Origin of the sequence: Microbacterium sp. SY138 (assembly GCF_039729145.1) — a bacterium.
Taxonomy (GTDB): Bacteria; Actinomycetota; Actinomycetes; order Actinomycetales; family Microbacteriaceae; genus Microbacterium; species Microbacterium maritypicum_A.
This window is the reverse complement of record NZ_CP155793.1, coordinates 3,088,323-3,105,750: the sequence shown is the minus strand read 5'-3', so window position 1 is coordinate 3,105,750 and position 17,428 is coordinate 3,088,323. Positions and strand designations below refer to the sequence as shown.

General features: G+C 67.5%; 21 protein-coding genes. 19 read left to right on the top strand and 2 right to left on the bottom strand.

Annotated elements, in window-relative coordinates; translation table 11 throughout:
* Positions 1-10: 10 nt before the first annotated feature.
* The 13 genes from rpsE (at position 11) to rplQ (ending at position 8,402) form a co-directional block, all read left to right on the top strand.
* Positions 11-688 carry a 30S ribosomal protein S5 gene (gene rpsE / locus ABDC25_RS14915; protein WP_017829196.1) on the top strand — a complete coding sequence of 226 codons (678 nt, stop codon included), beginning with the start codon at positions 11-13 and terminating at the stop codon, positions 686-688.
* Positions 688-873: a 50S ribosomal protein L30 gene (gene rpmD / locus ABDC25_RS14910; RefSeq protein WP_017201575.1), complete on the top strand. Its 186-nt coding sequence runs from the start codon at positions 688-690 to the stop codon at positions 871-873. Before rpsE ends, rpmD begins: the two co-directional genes overlap by 1 nt.
* Positions 873-1,508, top strand: coding sequence for a 50S ribosomal protein L15 (rplO, locus tag ABDC25_RS14905; RefSeq protein WP_021201116.1), 636 nt, complete (start codon positions 873-875; stop codon positions 1,506-1,508). The genes rpmD and rplO overlap by 1 nt, the downstream gene beginning before the upstream one ends.
* Before the next feature lie 183 nt (positions 1,509-1,691).
* Positions 1,692-3,014, top strand: coding sequence for a preprotein translocase subunit SecY (gene secY, locus ABDC25_RS14900; protein WP_021201115.1), 1,323 nt, complete (start codon positions 1,692-1,694; stop codon positions 3,012-3,014).
* A complete protein-coding gene (locus ABDC25_RS14895; RefSeq protein WP_021201114.1) occupies positions 3,011-3,616 on the top strand; it encodes an adenylate kinase in 606 nt (201 codons plus the stop codon). The genes secY and ABDC25_RS14895 overlap by 4 nt, the downstream gene beginning before the upstream one ends.
* A 1-nt stretch (position 3,617) precedes the next feature.
* Complete coding sequence (map, locus tag ABDC25_RS14890) at positions 3,618-4,469, top strand: type I methionyl aminopeptidase (RefSeq protein WP_021201113.1); 852 nt, start codon at positions 3,618-3,620, stop codon at positions 4,467-4,469.
* Positions 4,469-5,137 (top strand): thioredoxin domain-containing protein, encoded by a 669-nt coding sequence (locus tag ABDC25_RS14885; RefSeq protein WP_021201112.1) that lies wholly within the window; start codon positions 4,469-4,471, stop codon positions 5,135-5,137. The genes map and ABDC25_RS14885 overlap by 1 nt, the downstream gene beginning before the upstream one ends.
* Positions 5,138-5,301: 164 nt before the next feature.
* A complete protein-coding gene (gene infA, locus ABDC25_RS14880) occupies positions 5,302-5,523 on the top strand; it encodes a translation initiation factor IF-1 (RefSeq protein WP_017201569.1) in 222 nt (73 codons plus the stop codon).
* Positions 5,524-5,587: 64 nt separating this feature from the next.
* Positions 5,588-5,704: a 50S ribosomal protein L36 gene (rpmJ, locus tag ABDC25_RS14875; RefSeq protein ID WP_005050492.1), complete on the top strand. Its 117-nt coding sequence runs from the start codon at positions 5,588-5,590 to the stop codon at positions 5,702-5,704.
* A gap of 178 nt (positions 5,705-5,882) precedes the next feature.
* Positions 5,883-6,257, top strand: coding sequence for a 30S ribosomal protein S13 (gene rpsM, locus ABDC25_RS14870; protein ID WP_017201568.1), 375 nt, complete (start codon positions 5,883-5,885; stop codon positions 6,255-6,257).
* 31 nt (positions 6,258-6,288) lie between these two features.
* Complete coding sequence (rpsK, locus tag ABDC25_RS14865; RefSeq protein WP_017829189.1) at positions 6,289-6,687, top strand: 30S ribosomal protein S11; 399 nt, start codon at positions 6,289-6,291, stop codon at positions 6,685-6,687.
* 134 nt (positions 6,688-6,821) lie between these two features.
* Positions 6,822-7,811 (top strand): DNA-directed RNA polymerase subunit alpha, encoded by a 990-nt coding sequence (locus ABDC25_RS14860; protein ID WP_021201111.1) that lies wholly within the window; start codon positions 6,822-6,824, stop codon positions 7,809-7,811.
* Positions 7,812-7,844: 33 nt separating this feature from the next.
* Complete coding sequence (gene rplQ, locus ABDC25_RS14855) at positions 7,845-8,402, top strand: 50S ribosomal protein L17 (RefSeq protein WP_031207971.1); 558 nt, start codon at positions 7,845-7,847, stop codon at positions 8,400-8,402.
* A gap of 71 nt (positions 8,403-8,473) precedes the next feature.
* Here the strand turns inward: rplQ and ABDC25_RS14850 are convergent, their stop codons facing one another.
* Both ABDC25_RS14850 and ABDC25_RS14845 read right to left on the bottom strand, forming a co-directional pair.
* Positions 8,474-10,048 (bottom strand): AMP-binding protein, encoded by a 1,575-nt coding sequence (locus ABDC25_RS14850; RefSeq protein ID WP_021201109.1) that lies wholly within the window; start codon positions 10,046-10,048, stop codon positions 8,474-8,476.
* Positions 10,049-10,139: 91 nt separating this feature from the next.
* Positions 10,140-11,360, bottom strand: a complete 1,221-nt coding sequence (locus ABDC25_RS14845; RefSeq protein WP_021201108.1) for a PAS domain-containing protein — start codon at positions 11,358-11,360, stop codon at positions 10,140-10,142.
* Between the two features lie 163 nt (positions 11,361-11,523).
* Between ABDC25_RS14845 and ABDC25_RS14840 the strand changes: the two genes are divergently transcribed.
* From ABDC25_RS14840 to ABDC25_RS14815, 6 genes are all read left to right on the top strand, one after another.
* On the top strand, positions 11,524-12,543 hold the full coding sequence (locus tag ABDC25_RS14840; protein ID WP_021201107.1) for a tripartite tricarboxylate transporter substrate-binding protein: 1,020 nt from the start codon (positions 11,524-11,526) through the stop codon (positions 12,541-12,543).
* Position 12,544: 1 nt separating this feature from the next.
* On the top strand, positions 12,545-13,114 hold the full coding sequence (locus tag ABDC25_RS14835; protein WP_347123408.1) for a tripartite tricarboxylate transporter TctB family protein: 570 nt from the start codon (positions 12,545-12,547) through the stop codon (positions 13,112-13,114).
* Complete coding sequence (locus ABDC25_RS14830; protein WP_167255606.1) at positions 13,114-14,661, top strand: tripartite tricarboxylate transporter permease; 1,548 nt, start codon at positions 13,114-13,116, stop codon at positions 14,659-14,661. The genes ABDC25_RS14835 and ABDC25_RS14830 overlap by 1 nt, the downstream gene beginning before the upstream one ends.
* 49 nt (positions 14,662-14,710) lie before the next feature.
* Positions 14,711-15,508 carry a sulfite exporter TauE/SafE family protein gene (locus ABDC25_RS14825; protein ID WP_017829181.1) on the top strand — a complete coding sequence of 266 codons (798 nt, stop codon included), beginning with the start codon at positions 14,711-14,713 and terminating at the stop codon, positions 15,506-15,508.
* Positions 15,509-15,578: 70 nt separating this feature from the next.
* Complete coding sequence (locus ABDC25_RS14820) at positions 15,579-15,875, top strand: hypothetical protein (protein WP_136025474.1); 297 nt, start codon at positions 15,579-15,581, stop codon at positions 15,873-15,875.
* The gene (locus tag ABDC25_RS14815; protein WP_347123406.1) at positions 15,865-17,427 is read left to right on the top strand and encodes an ATP-binding protein; all 1,563 of its coding nucleotides are present in this window, start codon (positions 15,865-15,867) and stop codon (positions 17,425-17,427) included. The genes ABDC25_RS14820 and ABDC25_RS14815 overlap by 11 nt, the downstream gene beginning before the upstream one ends.
* Position 17,428 lies beyond the last annotated feature (1 nt).

Genomic DNA, 17,428 nt, shown 5'->3' with positions numbered 1-17,428 from the left:
GGAGAACGAAGTGACCGAAGCGGCTGCTGCCACTTCCGAGACGGCTGCCGGCACCACGCAGGCTGAGCCGGCTCGCGATTCGCGTGATGGCCGCCGCGGCGGTCGTGACCGCAACCAGGGTGGCGGCCGTGACCGCAACTCTCGTGACCGTGGCGACAACCAGTTCCTGGAGCGCGTCGTCACCATCAACCGCGTCTCGAAGGTCGTGAAGGGTGGTCGTCGCTTCAGCTTCACCGCCCTCGTGGTCGTCGGTGACGGCAACGGTCTGGTCGGCGTCGGCTACGGCAAGGCCCGCGAGGTCCCTCTGGCGATCTCGAAGGGTGTCGAAGAGGCCAAGCGCAACTTCTTCCGCGTTCCGCGCGTCGGCAGCACCATCCCGCACCCCGTGCAGGGTGAGGCGGCCGCTGGTGTGGTCCTGCTCCGTCCGGCCGCTGCCGGTACCGGTGTCATCGCCGGTGGTCCGGTCCGCGCCGTGCTCGAGTGCGCCGGTATCCACGACGTGCTGTCGAAGTCGCTCGGCTCGTCGAACACGATCAACATCGTGCACGCGACGGTCACCGCCCTGAAGCAGCTCGAGGAGCCTCGTGCGGTCGCCGCGCGTCGTGGCCTCGAGTTCGACCAGGTCGCCCCTGCGCGCCTCGTGCGCGCCGAGGCCGAGGCCATCGCCGCACAGAAGGTAGGTGCCTGATGGCCGCGCGACTGAAGGTCACGCAGATCAAGTCCAAGGTGAGCGAGAAGCAGAACCAGCGTGACACGCTGCGCAGCCTCGGTCTGAAGCGGATCGGTGACACCACCGTCCGCCCCGACGACGCGCAGACGCGCGGTTACGTCAAGACCGTCGCCCACCTCGTCAAGGTTGAGGAGATCGACTAATGGCTGAGAAGAACGAGGCCGTCGAGGCTGAGAAGGCCACGAAGAAGGCTGCAGCTCCCAAGGCTGCCGCCGAGAAGAAGCCGGCCGCGAAGAAGGCTCCGGCCAAGACCGCTGCCGCTGACGCCAAGGCTGAGGGCGCTGCCAAGAAGCCGGCCGCCAAGAAGGCCGCGCCGAAGAAGGATGCTCCGGCGTCCCGCCCCGGCGTGCTGAAGGTGCACCACCTGCGTCCCGTCCCCGGATCCAACACCGCCAAGACTCGCGTCGGCCGTGGTGAGGGCTCCAAGGGTAAGACCGCTGGTCGTGGAACCAAGGGCACCAAGGCGCGCAACACCGTTCGCGTCGGCTTCGAGGGTGGGCAGATGCCGCTCCACATGCGCACCCCGAAGCTGCGCGGGTTCAAGAACCCGTTCCGCGTGGAGTACCAGGTCGTGAACCTGGAGAAGCTCGCGGAGCTGTACCCGAAGGGTGGCGATGTCACCATCGGCGACCTGGTCGCCAAGGGTGCCGTTCGCAAGAACGAGAAGGTCAAGGTTCTCGGAAACGGCGACATCGCCGTGAAGCTCACCGTTTCGGTCGACAAGGTCTCGGGTTCTGCCGAGCAGAAGATCGTCGCGGCTGGCGGATCCGTCAAGTAACCGCTTAGCAAGAGGGGTCGGAGATTCTCCGGCCCCTCTTGTGGTTTCACACTCCGAGACCTCGCTCTGGGGCCGCATCCGGCGGGCCTGGTATCGGTGGCGAATTCCGGGAAGCCCGGTTTGCGTTACCCTGGTCTTTCAGCCGTCCTTCGGGAATCGGCAACCTTTTCAGGAGGAACGTCCTTGTTTAGCGCCATCGCGCGGATCTTCCGCACCCCCGACCTGCGTCGGAAGATCGGTTTCACACTCGCCATCGTCGCGATCTACCGGCTCGGCTCCAACGTCCCGGCGCCGTTCGTGAACTTCCCGAACGTCGAAGAGTGTCTTGCCGCCAACGCGGGCACCGATGGGCTGCTCGGACTGGTCAACCTCTTCTCCGGCGGCGCGCTGCTGCAGCTGTCGATCTTCGCGCTCGGCGTCATGCCGTACATCACCGCGACGATCATCACGCAGCTCCTGCGCGTGGTCATCCCGCACTTCGAGGCGCTGCACAAGGAAGGACAGGCCGGCCAGGCCCGTCTGACCCAGTACACGCGTTACCTCACGATCGCCCTCGCGCTGCTCCAGTCGACGACTCTCGTCACGGTGGCCCGTAGCGGCCAGCTCTTCGGCACGACCGATCTCGCGGCCTGCCAGCAGCTTCTGACGAACGATGTGTGGTGGGCGCAGCTGCTCATCATCATGGCGATGACGGCCGGTACCGGCCTGATCATGTGGTTCGCCGAGCTCGTCACCGAGCGCGGCATCGGCAACGGCATGTCGCTGCTCATCTTCACCTCGATCGCCGCCACGTTCCCCGGTGCCATGAGCCTCATCTGGCAGACCAAGGGCTTCGAGGTCTTCCTGCTGGTGCTGCTGGTCGGAATCATCGTGATGGGGCTCGTCGTGTTCGTCGAGCAATCCCAGCGACGCATCCCGGTGCAGTACGCCAAGCGCATGGTGGGTCGACGCACCTACGGTGGCACGAACACCTACATCCCGATCAAGGTGAACATGGCGGGCGTGATCCCCGTGATCTTCGCCTCGTCGCTGCTGTACATCCCGGCACTCATCGCGCAGTTCAACACCCCGCAGGACGGATCGACTCCGGCCGCCTGGGTGACCTGGATCACGACGAACTTCACGTCGGGCAACAGCCCGGTCTACATGGCCGCGTACTTCCTGCTGATCATCGGGTTCACGTACTTCTACGTGGCGATCACGTTCAACCCGGTCGAGGTCGCGGACAACATGAAGAAGTACGGCGGTTTCATCCCCGGCATCCGCGCGGGCCGCCCGACGGCCGAGTACCTCGACTACGTGCTCACCCGCATCACGCTCCCCGGCTCCCTGTACCTCGGTCTGATCGCGCTCATCCCGCTCATCGCTCTGGCCACCGTCGGCGCCAACCAGAACTTCCCGTTCGGCGGCGCCTCGATCCTCATCATCGTCGGTGTGGGTCTCGAGACGGTCAAGCAGATCGACGCGCAGCTGCAGCAGCGACACTATGAAGGGCTCCTCCGATGACAGCATCCGCACGTCTTCTCATCGTCGGCCCGCAGGGCTCCGGCAAGGGCACGCAGGGCGTGCGCATCGCCGAGTCCTACGGCATCCCGGTCGTCTCGACCGGCGACATCTTCCGGGCGAACATCAAGGAGGGGACGCCCCTCGGGCAGCAGGTCACCGCGATCCTCGACAAGGGCGACCTCGTTCCGGACGAGCTGACGAGCGAGATCGTGCGCGACCGCCTGTCACAGGAGGATGCCGCTCACGGCTTCCTGCTCGACGGCTACCCGCGCAACACCGCGCAGGTCGCCCACCTCGAGTCGTTCCTCGCCGAACGGGGACAGGCGCTCGACGCCGTCATCCTCCTCGACGTGCCGCGCGAGGAGAGTCTGGAGCGTCTGACGCTCCGTGCGACCGAGCAGGGACGCTCCGACGACACCCCGGAGGCCATCGGCCACCGCCTCGACATCTACGAGCGCGAGACCGCCCCGATCCTCGAGGTCTACGGGGCCAAGGGCATCGTCGACCGTATCGACGGCGTCGGCTCCCTCGACGAGATCACCGAGCGCATCGCCGAGGCCCTGGCCGCGCGCGGTCTGCGTCTCGCGGCCTCCGCCTCCTGAGATGTTCCGCCGGTCGATCTACAAGACCCCGGCTCAGCTGCGAGCCATGGTGGAGCCCGGCCTCATCACGGCGGCGGCACTGGATGCCGTCCGCCCGCTGATCAAGGCCGGTGTGACGACGCTCGAGCTCGACACGGTGGCGAACCGCACGATCCTCGCCCGCGGCGCCGAGTCGAATTTCCAGCTGGTGCGCGGCTATCACCACACCACCTGCATCTCGGTGAACGAGCAGGTCGTGCACGGGATCCCGGGGGAGCGGGTGCTCCAGCCGGGTGACATCGTGTCGGTCGACTGCGGTGCGCAGTTCCAGGGGTGGAACGGCGACAGCGCCATCACCGTGGTCGTGCCCGACCCGGAGCGCCCCGAGGTGGTCGCCCGTCGCGAGGAGCTCTCCCGCGTGACCGAGGGGTCCATGTGGGCGGGAATCGCCGCCATGGCCTCGGTCTCGTCCATCGACGAGATCGGTGCGGCCATCCAGGACTACATCGAGGCTCAGGGACCGTCAGCGGTCTCCGGCGAGCCATACGGCATCCTGCGCGAATACGTCGGACACGGCATCGGTCGCAAGATGCACGAAGCCCCCAGCGTCTTCAACTACCGCACACCCGACCGCGGTGAAGACGTGAAGCCCGGCCTCGTGCTCGCGATCGAGCCGATGGTCACCGCCGGTGGGGAGGCGACCTTCATCGAGGAGGACGACTGGACCGTCACCACGGTGGACGGCACAGACGGCTCCCATTGGGAACATAGCGTCGCCCTGCATGATGGGGGTATCTGGGTGCTGACTGCGCCCGATGGTGGAAGAGCCGGACTCGCCCCGTTCGGGGTCGAGCCTCGAGAGATCGGAAAGTAATGGCAGCGGCGAAGAGCAACACCAACTGGTTCGCGATCGGCGTCTCCATCGCCGTCGTCGTGGTGCTGGTGGCGATCGGTGGACTCGTGGTGTTCCTCAACAACCAGGCGACCTCGCCCGGCGCGGCGCCGAAGGCCAACGACACCTTCAACTCCGAGACCGGTGCGGTCTCGTTCGGCGACGGTGAAGACACCATCGCGGTGTTCGTCGACTTCCAGTGCCCGGTCTGCAAGACCTTCGAGGACCAGTTCGGTGCTCAGCTCGAAGCCGCGGCTGCCGACGGCCGCATCACGCTCGAGTACCACCCGATCGCGATCCTCGACCGTTTCTCGCAGGGCACCGAGTACTCCTCGCGGTCGGCAGGTGCCGCGTTCTGCGTCGCCGAGTCGAACCCTGACCTGTACCTCGACTTCGCCAAGACGCTCTTCGAGAACCAGCCCGAGGAGAACTCGACCGGTCTGACGAACGACCAGCTGGCCGGCTTCGCGACACAGGTCGGTGCGGACGACGCGGTCTCGTGCATCACCGACGAGACGTACCGCAAGTTCGGTGCGGCGCAGGCGAAGTCCCACGAGATCGCCGGCACGCCGACGGTGGACATCAACGGCACGCGCCTCAACCTGCAGGACCAGGCCGACCTGAAGAAGTTCACCGACCTGATCAGCTGAACCGGCGGCTTCCCGGCCCTGGCCGTCAAGTTGCCGGATGGCTCCGGAGCGTCTAACATAGATCTTTGGTGCTTTGTGCCTTGATTCGGCGTGTCCGGCGGTGCAGCACCACAAACCAATCACCCACCGCAGATCGACCGATCTGCAGAAGCGTCAGCGAGGCTATGGCTAAGAAAGACGGTGTCATCGAGATCGAGGGCGTGATCTCCGAGGCTCTGCCCAACGCGATGTTCCGCGTTGAGCTCAGCAACGGACACAAGGTCCTTGCAACGATCTCCGGCAAGATGCGGCAGAACTACATCCGTATCATCCCCGAGGACCGTGTGGTCGTGGAGCTCAGCCCCTACGACCTGACCCGCGGCCGTATCGTCTACCGCTACCGCTGATCGGTCGAGAAGTAACGGCCTGCCCCTGCCTGGGGCGGTACGAAGACAGCGAACAGGAAACATCATGAAGGTCAACCCCAGCGTCAAGCCCATCTGCGATCACTGCAAGGTGATCCGCCGTCACGGCCGCGTCATGGTGATCTGCAAGAGCAACCCGCGTCACAAGCAGCGCCAAGGCTGAGTCCCTGGCGGGCCCGCCGGTCTGATCGACGGGCCCGCGCTGCGCGGCATCGCTCACGCACATCTCACAACTGAAAACACAACGGCAGGATCAGAACTCGCGGAAGCGGGGGACACCTCGGGGCGGAGGCCCGGGCACCGATCCTGTTCCATACCTCCACAACACCCAGGAGAACCGCATGGCACGTCTTGCCGGCGTTGACATCCCGCGCGACAAGCGCGTGGTGATCGCCCTTACCTACATCTACGGCGTCGGCCGTACCCGCTCGGTCGAGATCCTCAAGGCGACGGACATCGACGAGAGCATCCGCGTGAAGGACCTCAGCGACGACCAGCTGATCGCCCTCCGCGACCACATCGAAGGCAACTACAAGGTGGAGGGTGACCTGCGCCGCGAGGTTGCAGCAGACATCCGCCGCAAGGTCGAGATCGGCTCCTACGAGGGCATCCGCCACCGTCGTGGTCTCCCGGTCCGTGGTCAGCGCACCAAGACCAACGCCCGTACCCGCAAGGGCCCGAAGCGCACCGTCGCAGGCAAGAAGAAGGCCCGCTAAGCGCGGCCCCAGGGACTAGGAGAACACTTTCATGGCTGCACCCAAGGCCGCCGCGCGCAAGCCGCGCCGCAAGGAAAAGAAGAACATCGCGCTGGGCCAGGCCCACATCAAGTCGACGTTCAACAACACGATCGTCTCGATCACCGACCCGTCCGGCGCCGTCATCGCCTGGGCATCGTCGGGTGGCGTGGGCTTCAAGGGCTCCCGCAAGTCGACCCCGTACGCCGCAGGCATGGCCGCCGAGTCGGCTGCCCGCCAGGCTGCGGAGCACGGCGTCAAGAAGGTCGACGTCCTCGTGAAGGGTCCGGGCTCCGGCCGCGAGACCGCGATCCGCTCGCTGCAGGCCGCCGGCCTCGAGGTGGGTTCGATCCAGGACGTCACCCCGCAGGCGCACAACGGCTGCCGTCCGCCGAAGCGTCGCCGCGTCTGATTCGCGTGTCGAGCCGCTCGGTCCCTTCGTGGTCTGAGCGGCTCGACGCCCGCGTGCGGGCATCGACTTCCACAACTCAAAACCTCACCCCACCACATGTCATATAGCGGGCATGTGATCGAAAGGAACACAGAGTGCTTATTGCACAGCGTCCCACACTGACCGAGGAAAAGATCGTCGAGAACCGTAGCCGGTTCATCATCGAGCCTCTGGAGCCCGGCTTCGGTTACACGATCGGCAACGCGCTGCGTCGCAGCCTGCTGTCGTCGATCCCCGGTGCTGCTGTCACCAGCGTTCGCATCGACGGCGTGCTGCACGAGTTCAGCACCATCCCCGGCGTGAAGGAGGATGTCACCGAGATCATCCTCAACATCAAGCAGCTCGTCGTCTCGTCGGAGCGTGATGAGCCCATCACCGCGTACCTGCGCAAGACCGGTGCGGGCGAAGTCACCGCCGCTGACATCTCGGCTCCGGCCGGTGTCGAGGTGCAGAACCCCGAGCTCGTCATCGCGACGCTGAACGACACCGCGAAGTTCGAGCTCGAGCTCACCATCGAGCGTGGCCGTGGCTACGTCTCGGCGACGCAGAACCGCAACGAGTACGCCGAGGCCGGTCAGATCCCGATCGACTCGATCTACTCGCCGGTCCTCAAGGTCAGCTACCGCGTCGACGCGACCCGTGCCGGGGAGCGCACCGACTTCGACAAGCTCGTCCTCGACGTCGAGACCAAGTCGGCCATCAGCCCCCGCGACGCCGTCGCTTCGGCTGCGAAGACGCTCACCGAGCTGTTCGGTCTCGCCCGCGAGCTGAACGTCGAGGCCGAGGGCATCGAGATCGGCCCGGCGCCGGTGGAGGCAGTGAACTCCAGCGAGCTGTCGATGCCGATCGAGGACCTCGACCTGTCGGTCCGCTCGTACAACTGCCTGAAGCGTGAGGGCATCAACACCGTTTCTGAGCTCGTCGCCCTGTCGGAGACGCAGCTCATGAACATCCGCAATTTCGGCCAGAAGTCGGTCGACGAGGTGCGCGACAAGCTCATCTCGCTCGGTCTGTCGCTCAAGGATTCGGTGCCCGGTTTCGACGGCGCCCACTTCTACGGCGGCAGCGAAGACGAGTCCTTCTGATACCCGACCTTTCTGACCAGGAGTTAGACGATTATGCCCAAGCCCACTAAGGGTCCCCGCCTCGGAGGCGGCCCCGCACACGAGCGCCTGATGCTTGCCAACCTCGCGGCGGCGCTCTACACCCACAAGTCGATCAAGACGACCGAGACCAAGGCCAAGCGCCTTCGTCCGCTCGCCGAGCGTCTGATCACCTTCGCCAAGCGTGGCGACCTGCACGCGCGTCGTCGCGTGCTGTCGGTCATCGGTGACAAGGAAGTCGTGCACGTCCTGTTCTCCGAGATCGCGCCGCTCGTCGCTGACCGTGAGGGCGGCTACACCCGCATCACGAAGGTCGGCAACCGCAAGGGCGACAACGCGCCTATGGCCGTGATCGAGCTCGTCCTCGAGCCCGTCACCCCGAAGGCGAAGTCGACCAAGAAGGCTGCTGCTCCGAAGGCCGAGAAGGCCGAGAAGCCGGCTGAGGTCGTCGAGGAGGCTCCCGCTGAGGAGGCTCCCGCCGACGAGACCGTCGAGGCCGGCGCCGAGTCGCAGGCCGAGGGCGAAGCAGCCGAGGCTGCCGCCGAGGACGCTGTCGAGAAGAAGTCCGAGTAAGTACTTCGCTCACGAAGAAGCCCGCCACCCCGAAAGGGATGGCGGGCTTCTTCGTGTACCCGGTGACGTCGTCAGCGGGTACGCAGATCCTTGCGCAGGATCTTCCCCGAGCTCGACTTGGGGATCACATCGATGAACTCCACCTGACGTACCTTCTCGTGCGGCGCGACATGCGAGGCGACGTGGGCCATGACCGCCTCGGCATCGAGTTCGGCTTCCGGCTGGCGTACGACGAAGGCCTTGGGCACCTCCTGGCCGTCCTCATCGAGTGCGCCGATCACGGCGGCATCCGCGATGGAGGGATGCTCGAGCAGCACGGCTTCCAGCACGGCCGGAGCCACCTGGTAGCCCTTGTACTTGATGAGTTCCTTGAGCCGGTCGACGATACGGTAGATGCCCTCATCGGTGACGGTGGCGACATCACCGGTGTGCAGCCAGCCGTCGGCATCGAGCATCTCTGCCGTGGCGTCCGGGCGGTTGAGGTAGCCGACCATGACCTGCGGTCCCCGCACCCACAGTTCGCCGGGCTCGCTCGCGCCCTCTGCCGGCACTGTGACGTCTTCGCCCGAATCGGGATCGACGAGCCGTGCTTCGGTGTTCGGGACGAGCGGCCCGATGGTCGAGCGGTCGATGTCGGTGCGCGCCTCGGAGATGAGGTTGACCGCGGGGCTGGTCTCGGTCATGCCGTACCCCTGGGTCACGATGCACCCCAAGCGGTTGGCCACCGCCGAGGCCAGGGCGCCGTCGAGAGGCGCGGCGCCGGAGAAGATCACCTTCACGGCGGAGAGGTCGTACTGGTCGACGATCGGATGCTTCGCGAGCGCGACTGCGATCGGGGGAGCGACGAACACCCAGGTGGTGCGGTGATCGGCGATGATGCGCAGGAACTCGGGGAGGTCGAACTTCGGCATCGTGACGAGCCCGGCCCGTTGACGCAGCGCGAAGTTCAGCAGCACCGTCATGCCGTAGATGTGGAAGAAGGGCAGGACGGCGAGCACCCGGTCACTGGCATCGACGCCGAGGACCGGACGGCACTGCGACACGTTGGCCACCAGGTTGCGGTGCGTGAGCATGACGCCCTTCGGGCGGCCGGTCGTTCCCGAGGAGTAGGGGAGGACGGCGAGATGGGTCGCCGGGTCAAATGTCACGTCCGGTGCGGGGTGCCCTTCGCTGAGCAGCGCGGGGAGGGACGGGTGGCCCTCGGCGCCATCGAGAACGATCACGTGGTCGGCGTCGAACCCGAGCTTGTCCGCGGCGGCCTGTGCGCCGGGAAGCAGAGGGGAGACCGTCACGAGCCAGGTCGCTCCGGCGTCGGTGAGCTGGTTCGCGATCTCGTCGGCGGTGTAGAGGGAGTTGATGGTGGTGGCCGTCGCCCCCGCGCGGAGGATGCCGTGGAAAACGGTGGCGAAGGCCGGGATGTTCGGACAGAGGACGCCGACAGTGGTGCCCACCCCGACTCCGCGTGCCGCGAGGGCGCCGGCGAAAAGGTCGATCTGTCCGACGAGCTGCCGGTAGGTGGTGGTTGCCCCGCTCATCCCGTCGACGAGGGCGATGGTGTCGAGTTCGGCTTCGGAGAGATCGCCGAACAGGAACTCGTGGATGGAGACCTCGGGGATCTCCACATCGGGATAGGTACTGCGAACCATGAGATCTCCTTCGATCCGGGCAGGCTGACGACGACGTCGAATGCGATCCAGTGTCGCACACAATGGCACTGCGTCCCAGGGGTGACGGGCTTCAGACGGCGTCGTTCGACCGGTAGCGGGTACTCGGGCGGCCCTTGGTCGAGTAGTCGAGTGTGCGGGTCGCTCGGCCGGAGCCGGCGAGATGCTCGAGGTAGCGGCGGGCGCTGACGCGCGAGATCTCGAGGTCGTCGCCGATCTCGGTCGCCGAAGCGTCGGGGCGCGCAGCGAGAGCTGCGCAGACACGATCGAGCGTCTCGGCGCTCAGTCCCTTGGGGAGCCCGAGTCGCTGTCGGAACGCGATGATCGCATCCGCGGCCTCGACCCGTCGCACCACGTCATGCAACTCGGTGTGATCGCGCAACAGCAGCGTCGCTCCGATGCCTTCGCCGTCTGCCTCGCTTCCGGTGCTGCGGGCGACGAGCACGTGCGCCCCGACGATCACCGGCCGGCCGGCGGACTCGCCCTCCCGGAGCACCGTGGCGAGCTCTGTGCCCAGGACCTCGGCGGCGGGTTCGCCATCGAGATCGGCGGCATCCCTGTCGAGGAATCGGGCGGCGGCGTCGTTGACGAGCGTGATCCGCCCGGTGCCGTCGACCGTGATGACCCCTTCGCTCAGACCGTGCAGCGTGGTCTCCTGGTTCTTCACGAGAGCGGCGATCTGGTGGGGTTCGAGACGGTAGATGCGCCGCCGGATGATGGAGGTCACCCACGCCGAGCCGAACACCCCGAGAACAGCAGCCGCCAGCATCGCCGAGATCAGCCAGACGAGATTGGCCGAGAACTCCTCGTTGAGCTCCGACTCGAGAATCCCGACGGATGCGGTGCCGATAACGTCGCCCTCATCGTCACGGATGGGCACCTTGACCCGCCACGACGTGCCGAGCGTGCCGGTCTGCGTGCCGACGTAGATCTCGCCGGCGAGAGGGATCGACGGGTCGGTGGAGACCTTCTCGCCGATGCGCTCCGGATTCGGGTGCGAGTAGCGGATGCCGTCTTCGTTGGCGACGACGACGTAGGCGAGATCGGAGGCCTCGCGGATGACCTCGGCGATCGGCTGGATGGCTGCGGAGGGCTCGGCATCGTCGAACGCCGCGTGCACCGTCGGGAGCGCGGCGATCGACTGGGCCACGGCCTGCATCCGGTCCTTGTACGCCTCGCGGAGAGCCTGCTCCTGGAACGCGCCGGCCACGATGCCGGTCGCCAGGGTCACCAGGAACACGATCAGCGCCTGCAGCACGAGCAACTGCACGCGGAGCGTCATCTTCGAGGCCACCTGCTCATTCTGGCCCTTCGGCGAGTGCGGTGCGAGCGGGCGGGAGAGCCGCTCGTGACCAATAGTTCCGAAACTCCGACCAATGGTTTCCGAAGCTGGAGCAGGCGCAGCTCCCGCTCCAGGGTGGAGCCACAGCACCACGAACGCTCAAGGAGGAGCGCACATGAAGAACGCACGCATCGCAACCCTGGCCGGGCTGGCCGCGGTCGCAGCCCTCACACTCACCTCGTGCGCGGGAGGCAGCGCAGCGACCGACGACGGTGGAGGGGAAGCAGAGACCGCCACCGTCACCGACGTCTCGATCGTGGTCCCGGCGGATCCCGGTGGGGGATGGGATCAGACGGGCCGGGCGCTGTCGCAGGTGCTCACGCAGGACGACCTCGTGGCCTCCGCCCCGGTGACCAACGTGGGCGGTGCCGGTGGCACGGTCGGCCTCGCCCAGCTCGCCAACGAGAAGGACCCGAACACGCTGATGGTGATGGGCCTGGTCATGGTCGGAGCGGTCGAGACCAACGCCTCGGCCGTGCGGATCGAGGACACCACACCGATCGCCCGGCTCACCGACGAACCGCTCGTCGTGGTGGTGCCGGCCGACTCGAAGTACGACACGCTCGAAGACCTCGTCGAAGACGTCGTCGACAACGGCCAGGCGGTCACGATCACCGGCGGCTCGGCGGGCGGCGCCGACCACATCCTCGCCGGTCTCATGCTCGAGGAAGCAGGACTCGACGGGGCCGAGATCGCCGAGAAGCTGAACTACACGCCGAACTCCGGCGGCGGCGAGGCCGTTCCGCTGCTGATCGGCGGCAAGGTCGCCGCGGGCATCTCGGGCGTCGGCGAGTTCGCGCAGCACATCGAGAGCGGCGCGCTCAAGGCTCTGGCTGTCTCGAGCGAGGAGCCGGTGTCTCAGCTCCCGGATGTCCCGACCATCACCGAGGAGGGGTACGACGTGGTCCTGACCAACTGGCGCGGCGTGATCGCCCCCGGTGGCATCTCCGACGGCGAGAAGGACGAGCTGGTGCGCGTGATCACCGAGCTGCACGAATCCGAGGCGTGGACGGAGCAGCTGGAGACCAAGGGGTGGACCGACGCGTTCCTGGTCGGCGCGGAGTTCGATGACTTCCTCACCGGGAACATCGAAGAGGTCACGGCGACGCTGAAGAACATCGGTCTGGTGCAGTGACATGATGGTCCCCGCCTCATCGGGGACCGAGGAGCAGGGGGTGCGGGTCGACCACGATGGTCGACCCGCACGCCGCTCTCCCTCCGTCCCCCTCGGCGAGCTCGTGTTCGCCGGAATCATGGTCGCGCTCGGCGTCTTCGCCGTCGTCGGCATCTTCCTGATCCACGTCCCCGTCGGGATGAAGGCCGGTCCGACGGTCTTCCCGATCTTCGTCTCGGTCATCCTGCTCGCCTCGGCCGTCGCCGTTCTCATCGGCGTGCTGCGCGGGGAGCGCGGCGGTGCGGAGGAGGCGGAGGACATCGATGAGAGCCTGCCGACCGACTGGGTCACCCTCGCCAAGCTGGCCGGTCTCGTCGTCGCGCACCTGCTCCTGATCGAGCCGCTGGGGTGGGCGCCGGCGGCCGCTCTGCTGTTCGGCGGGGTCGCGTGGTCGCTCGCCGCCAAGCGGTGGTGGATGGCGTTCCTGATCGGCATCGTGGTCGCGCTCGTGATCCAGGTCGTCTTCGGCGGTCTGCTCGGCCTGTCGCTGCCCTGGGGCCCTGCTCTCGGCTGGCTCGGAAGGATGTTCTGATGGACAGTTGGACCCTGCTCCTGGAGGGCTTCGCGACCGCGCTGCAGCCGCAGTACCTCGCCTTCGCCTTCCTCGGCGTCTTCGTCGGCACCGCGGTCGGGGTGCTCCCGGGCATCGGCCCCGCGATGACGGTGGCGCTGCTGCTTCCCCTCACCTACACGCTCGACCCCGCAGCGGCGTTGATCACGTTCGCGGGCATCTACTACGGCGGCATGTACGGCGGCTCGACGACGAGCATCCTCCTGAACACACCGGGGGAGTCGGCCTCGATAGTCACAGCGATCGAGGGCAACAAGATGGCCAGGATGGGGCGGGGCGCTGCCGCGCTCGCCACCGCCGCCATCGGGTCCTTCATCGCCGGCACCCTGGCGACGCTGGGCCTCACGCTGCTCGCACCGCTGCTCGCGCAGTTCGCCGTGAACCTCGGGCCCGCCGACTACGTGGCCCTCATCGTCATCGCGTTCATCACGGTCGGCGCGCTGATCGGCAGCTCGATCTCGCGCGGCATGCTCTCGCTCGGCGTCGGCCTGTTCCTCGGGCTGGTCGGCACCGACTGGCTCTCCGGTCAGCAGCGCTACACGCTGGGGCTTCCCGCACTGTCGGACGGCGTCGACATCGTGCTGGTCGCCGTCGGCCTGTTCGCGGTCGGGGAGACGTTCTACATCGCCGCCCGGTTGCGGCACGGCGGGGTCGATGTGATCCCGGTCACCCGAGGATGGCGTTCATGGATGACGAGGTCCGATTGGCGGAGGTCCTGGAAGCCGTGGCTGCGCGGCACGGCGATCGGCTTCCCGATCGGCACGATCCCCGCCGGCGGCGCGGACGTCGCCACGTTCCTGTCGTATGCGACCGAGCGCAAGCTGTCGAAGCACCGCGACGAGTTCGGCCGCGGTGCGATCGAGGGCGTCGCCGGTCCGGAGTCGGCGAACAACGCCGCGGCCGCCGGAGTGCTGGTGCCCCTGCTCACGCTGGGCCTGCCGACGACGGCGACTGCGGCGATCATCCTCACGGCGTTCCAGTCGTACGGCATCCAACCGGGACCGCTGCTGTTCGAGAGCCAGTCGAACCTGGTGTGGGCGCTCATCGCGAGCCTCTACATCGGCAACGTGATCCTGATCGTGCTCAACCTGCCGCTCGTGGGCATGTGGGTGAAGCTGCTGCAGATCCCGCGGCCGTATCTGTACGCGGGCATCCTTCTGTTCGCAGTGTTCGGGGCCTACGCGCTGCACAGTTCGCCGTCGGACATCGTGATCCTGCTGATCGTCGGCATCCTCGGCTACTTCATGCGCCGGTACGGCTATCCGGTCGCGCCGCTCGTGGTCGGCATGATCCTGGGGCCGATGGCCGAGGAGCAGCTGCGCAAGGCGCTGCAGCTGAGCCAGGGGGATCTGAGCACGCTCGTCATGCAGCCGTTCGCGGCGATCGCCTACGGGGTGCTCGCCCTGCTGATCGTCGGCGGACTCTGGTTGCGGCGTCGCCAGCGCCGGTACGAGCAGGCGCTGACCGCGTCGATCGCGGTGCCGATCAAGGCGGACGCCGAGGTCTGATCCGCGACGCGGGTTCGAGAGGGGAGGAGGCCGCGAGTAGGCTGATCCGGTGAGTGACGTACAGGCCCCCGCACGAGGGCCTCGCGCCTATGCGGCGTTCATCGGCATCGGCCTTCTCGCCGGCCTCCTCTCCGGACTCTTCGGCGTGGGCGGTGGCACGGTCATCGTTCCGCTTCTCGTGCTCCTGCTGCACTTCGATCAGCGCCTCGCGGCAGGGACATCCCTCGCGGCGATCGTGCCGACGGCGAGCGTCGGCGTCATCTCCTACGCCACGACCGGGTCTGTCGCCTGGATCCCCGCGATCATCCTCGCCGCCGGCGCCGTGGTGGGTGCGCAGATCGGCACACGGCTGCTGCCGCGCATCTCGCAGACCGCCCTGCGCTGGGGCTTCGTCGGCTTCCTGCTGGTCGTGATCGTCAGCCTCTTCCTGGTCATCCCCTCGCGCGATGCCGCGTTCGAACTGTCCTGGCTGACAGGTATCGCCCTCGTCGGCGTGGGCATCGGCACCGGCATCCTCGCCGGGCTCATCGGCGTCGGCGGCGGCGTGATCGTCGTGCCCGTGCTGATGCTGGCGTTCGGCACCAGCGACCTGGTCGCCAAGGGCACGTCGCTGCTCATGATGATCCCGACGGCGATCTCGGGCACCGTGGGAAACCTCCGCAACCGCAACGTCGATCTGCTCGCCGCGCTGCTCATCGGCGTCTCCGCCTGCACGACGACGGCGCTCGGGGCATGGTTGGCGACGATCGTCGATCCGACTCTCGGCAACATGCTGTTCGCGGCATATCTGGTCGTGATCGCGGTGCAGATGGCGATCAAGGCGGTCAGAGGGCGCAAGCGGGCCTGAGCGTGTCCGGATGAAGGGATCTTCATCCACGGCTCATCTGCCCATCATGATCGACGGGCATCATGGGGTCATGCCCACTCCACGTCGCCTTCTCGTCACCGGCGCCCTGATCGCGATCCCGGTCGCCTTCGCGGTCGGAAGCGTCGTGCTGGCGCAGATGCCGCCCTCGCCGCGGATCCCTACCGAACCCGTGTCGGTGCAGCTCGCGCCGCCGGTGCCGAGCGAGGTGCCTGCGCCCGTGCCTGCGCCGGCACCTGCGCCTGCGCCGGGACCTGCGCCGGCCCCTGCCCCGGCACCGGTACCTGCGCCTGCGCCCGCCCCACCCGCCGGCGACGACGACGATGACGGTGGCGGCGATGATGACTGACGCCCCTACCCTGCCCCTGGATCTCGACGAGAGCGCCACGCCGCCTGCGCCGACGCGTGCGGCGGCGCAGGGCCTCGCGGCCACCGATGCGCCGCTGCGCACCTTGCGCCGACGCACTCTGCCCGCCCGCTGGCGTATCACGCTGTGGATCATCCTCAGCACCGCCATCACGCTCCTCGCCGTCGGCATGGTCGGCCGCAGCATCTTCCTCGCCGGTGTGGAGCAGTCGGCCAACGCCGAGATCGAGCAGGAGGCCTCCGAGTTCTCCCGATTCGCGGAGGATGCCGCGGCCAGCGGTCACACGACGGCCGAGGAACTGGTCAGCGAGTACGTCGCCCGCCAGTCCGTGCACGAGAACGAGGTCGTGATCGCCACCGTCGAGGGGGCGGTGATCGCGGTCGCGAACGGCCGGGTGCAAGCGACGGATGCCTCCGCGCTCGCCGCGGTGCCGGGCGGCGAGGCGCTCGTGAACCGGCTGCTCGATGAGACGTCGGCGTCCGGCGCGATGGATGCGCCCGACGTGGGCCCCCTGCGCTGGGGGCGGTTGGAATTCACCACCGGTGATCGCGGCGGTGCGGTGCTGATCGTGCAGTACACGCAGGAGGCGCGCTCGCAGGTCGACGCGGGATTCGCCACGATCGCGTGGGTGGCGCTGATCGGGATCCTGCTCAGCTCCGGCGTCGCCTGGCTCGTCGCCGGGCAGATCCTGGCTCCCGTGCGAGAGGTGTACCGGGTCGCCCGCGACATCGGAGAGCACGACCTCTCGGCGCGCGTGCCGGTCGAGGGCACCGACGACATCGCGGCCGTGGCCACGACCTTCAACCAGATGCTCGACCGCCTCGAGGCCGTGCACGCGACGCAGCAGCGCTTCGTCGACGATGCGGGGCACGAGCTGCGCACGCCGATCACCATCGTCCGCGGTCAGTTGGAACTGCTGAGCGAAGACCCGGAGGAGCGTGCGGCGACCCTGCGTCTCGTCAGCGACGAGCTCGACCGGATGAGCCGCATCGTCACCGACCTGCTCGTGCTCGCGAGGGCCGAGCAGCCCGACTTCGTGCGGGTCGCGAACTGCGACACCGCCGCCCTCACCCTCGACATCGAGGCCAAGGCGCAGAACCTCGGAGATCGTCGCTGGCAGCTCATGGAGGTGGCCGAGGGGACGGCGGCGCTCGATCCCCAGCGGGTGACCCAGGCCGTGCTGCAGCTCGCGGCGAACGCGGTGCAGGTGACCGAGACAGGTGACCGCATCCTCATCGGCTCGCGCTTCGACGGCGAGGGGAGCGAGCGGCGGCTGCGGCTGTGGGTGCGCGACTCCGGTCCCGGGGTCGCCGTGGCCGACGCCGAGCGCATCTTCGAGCGCTTCGCCCGCGGCGACAGCTCTGGTGCGCGACGAGGGTCGGGGCTCGGGCTCGCGATCGTGCGGGCGATCACCGATGGACACGGCGGTTCAGCCTGGGTCGACAGCGTGTTCGGAGAAGGTGCCACGTTCGGCATCGACCTTCCGGCACCCACCACCACGCGGTTCGACACCGCGGCAGAGAGGAGCGAGTGAG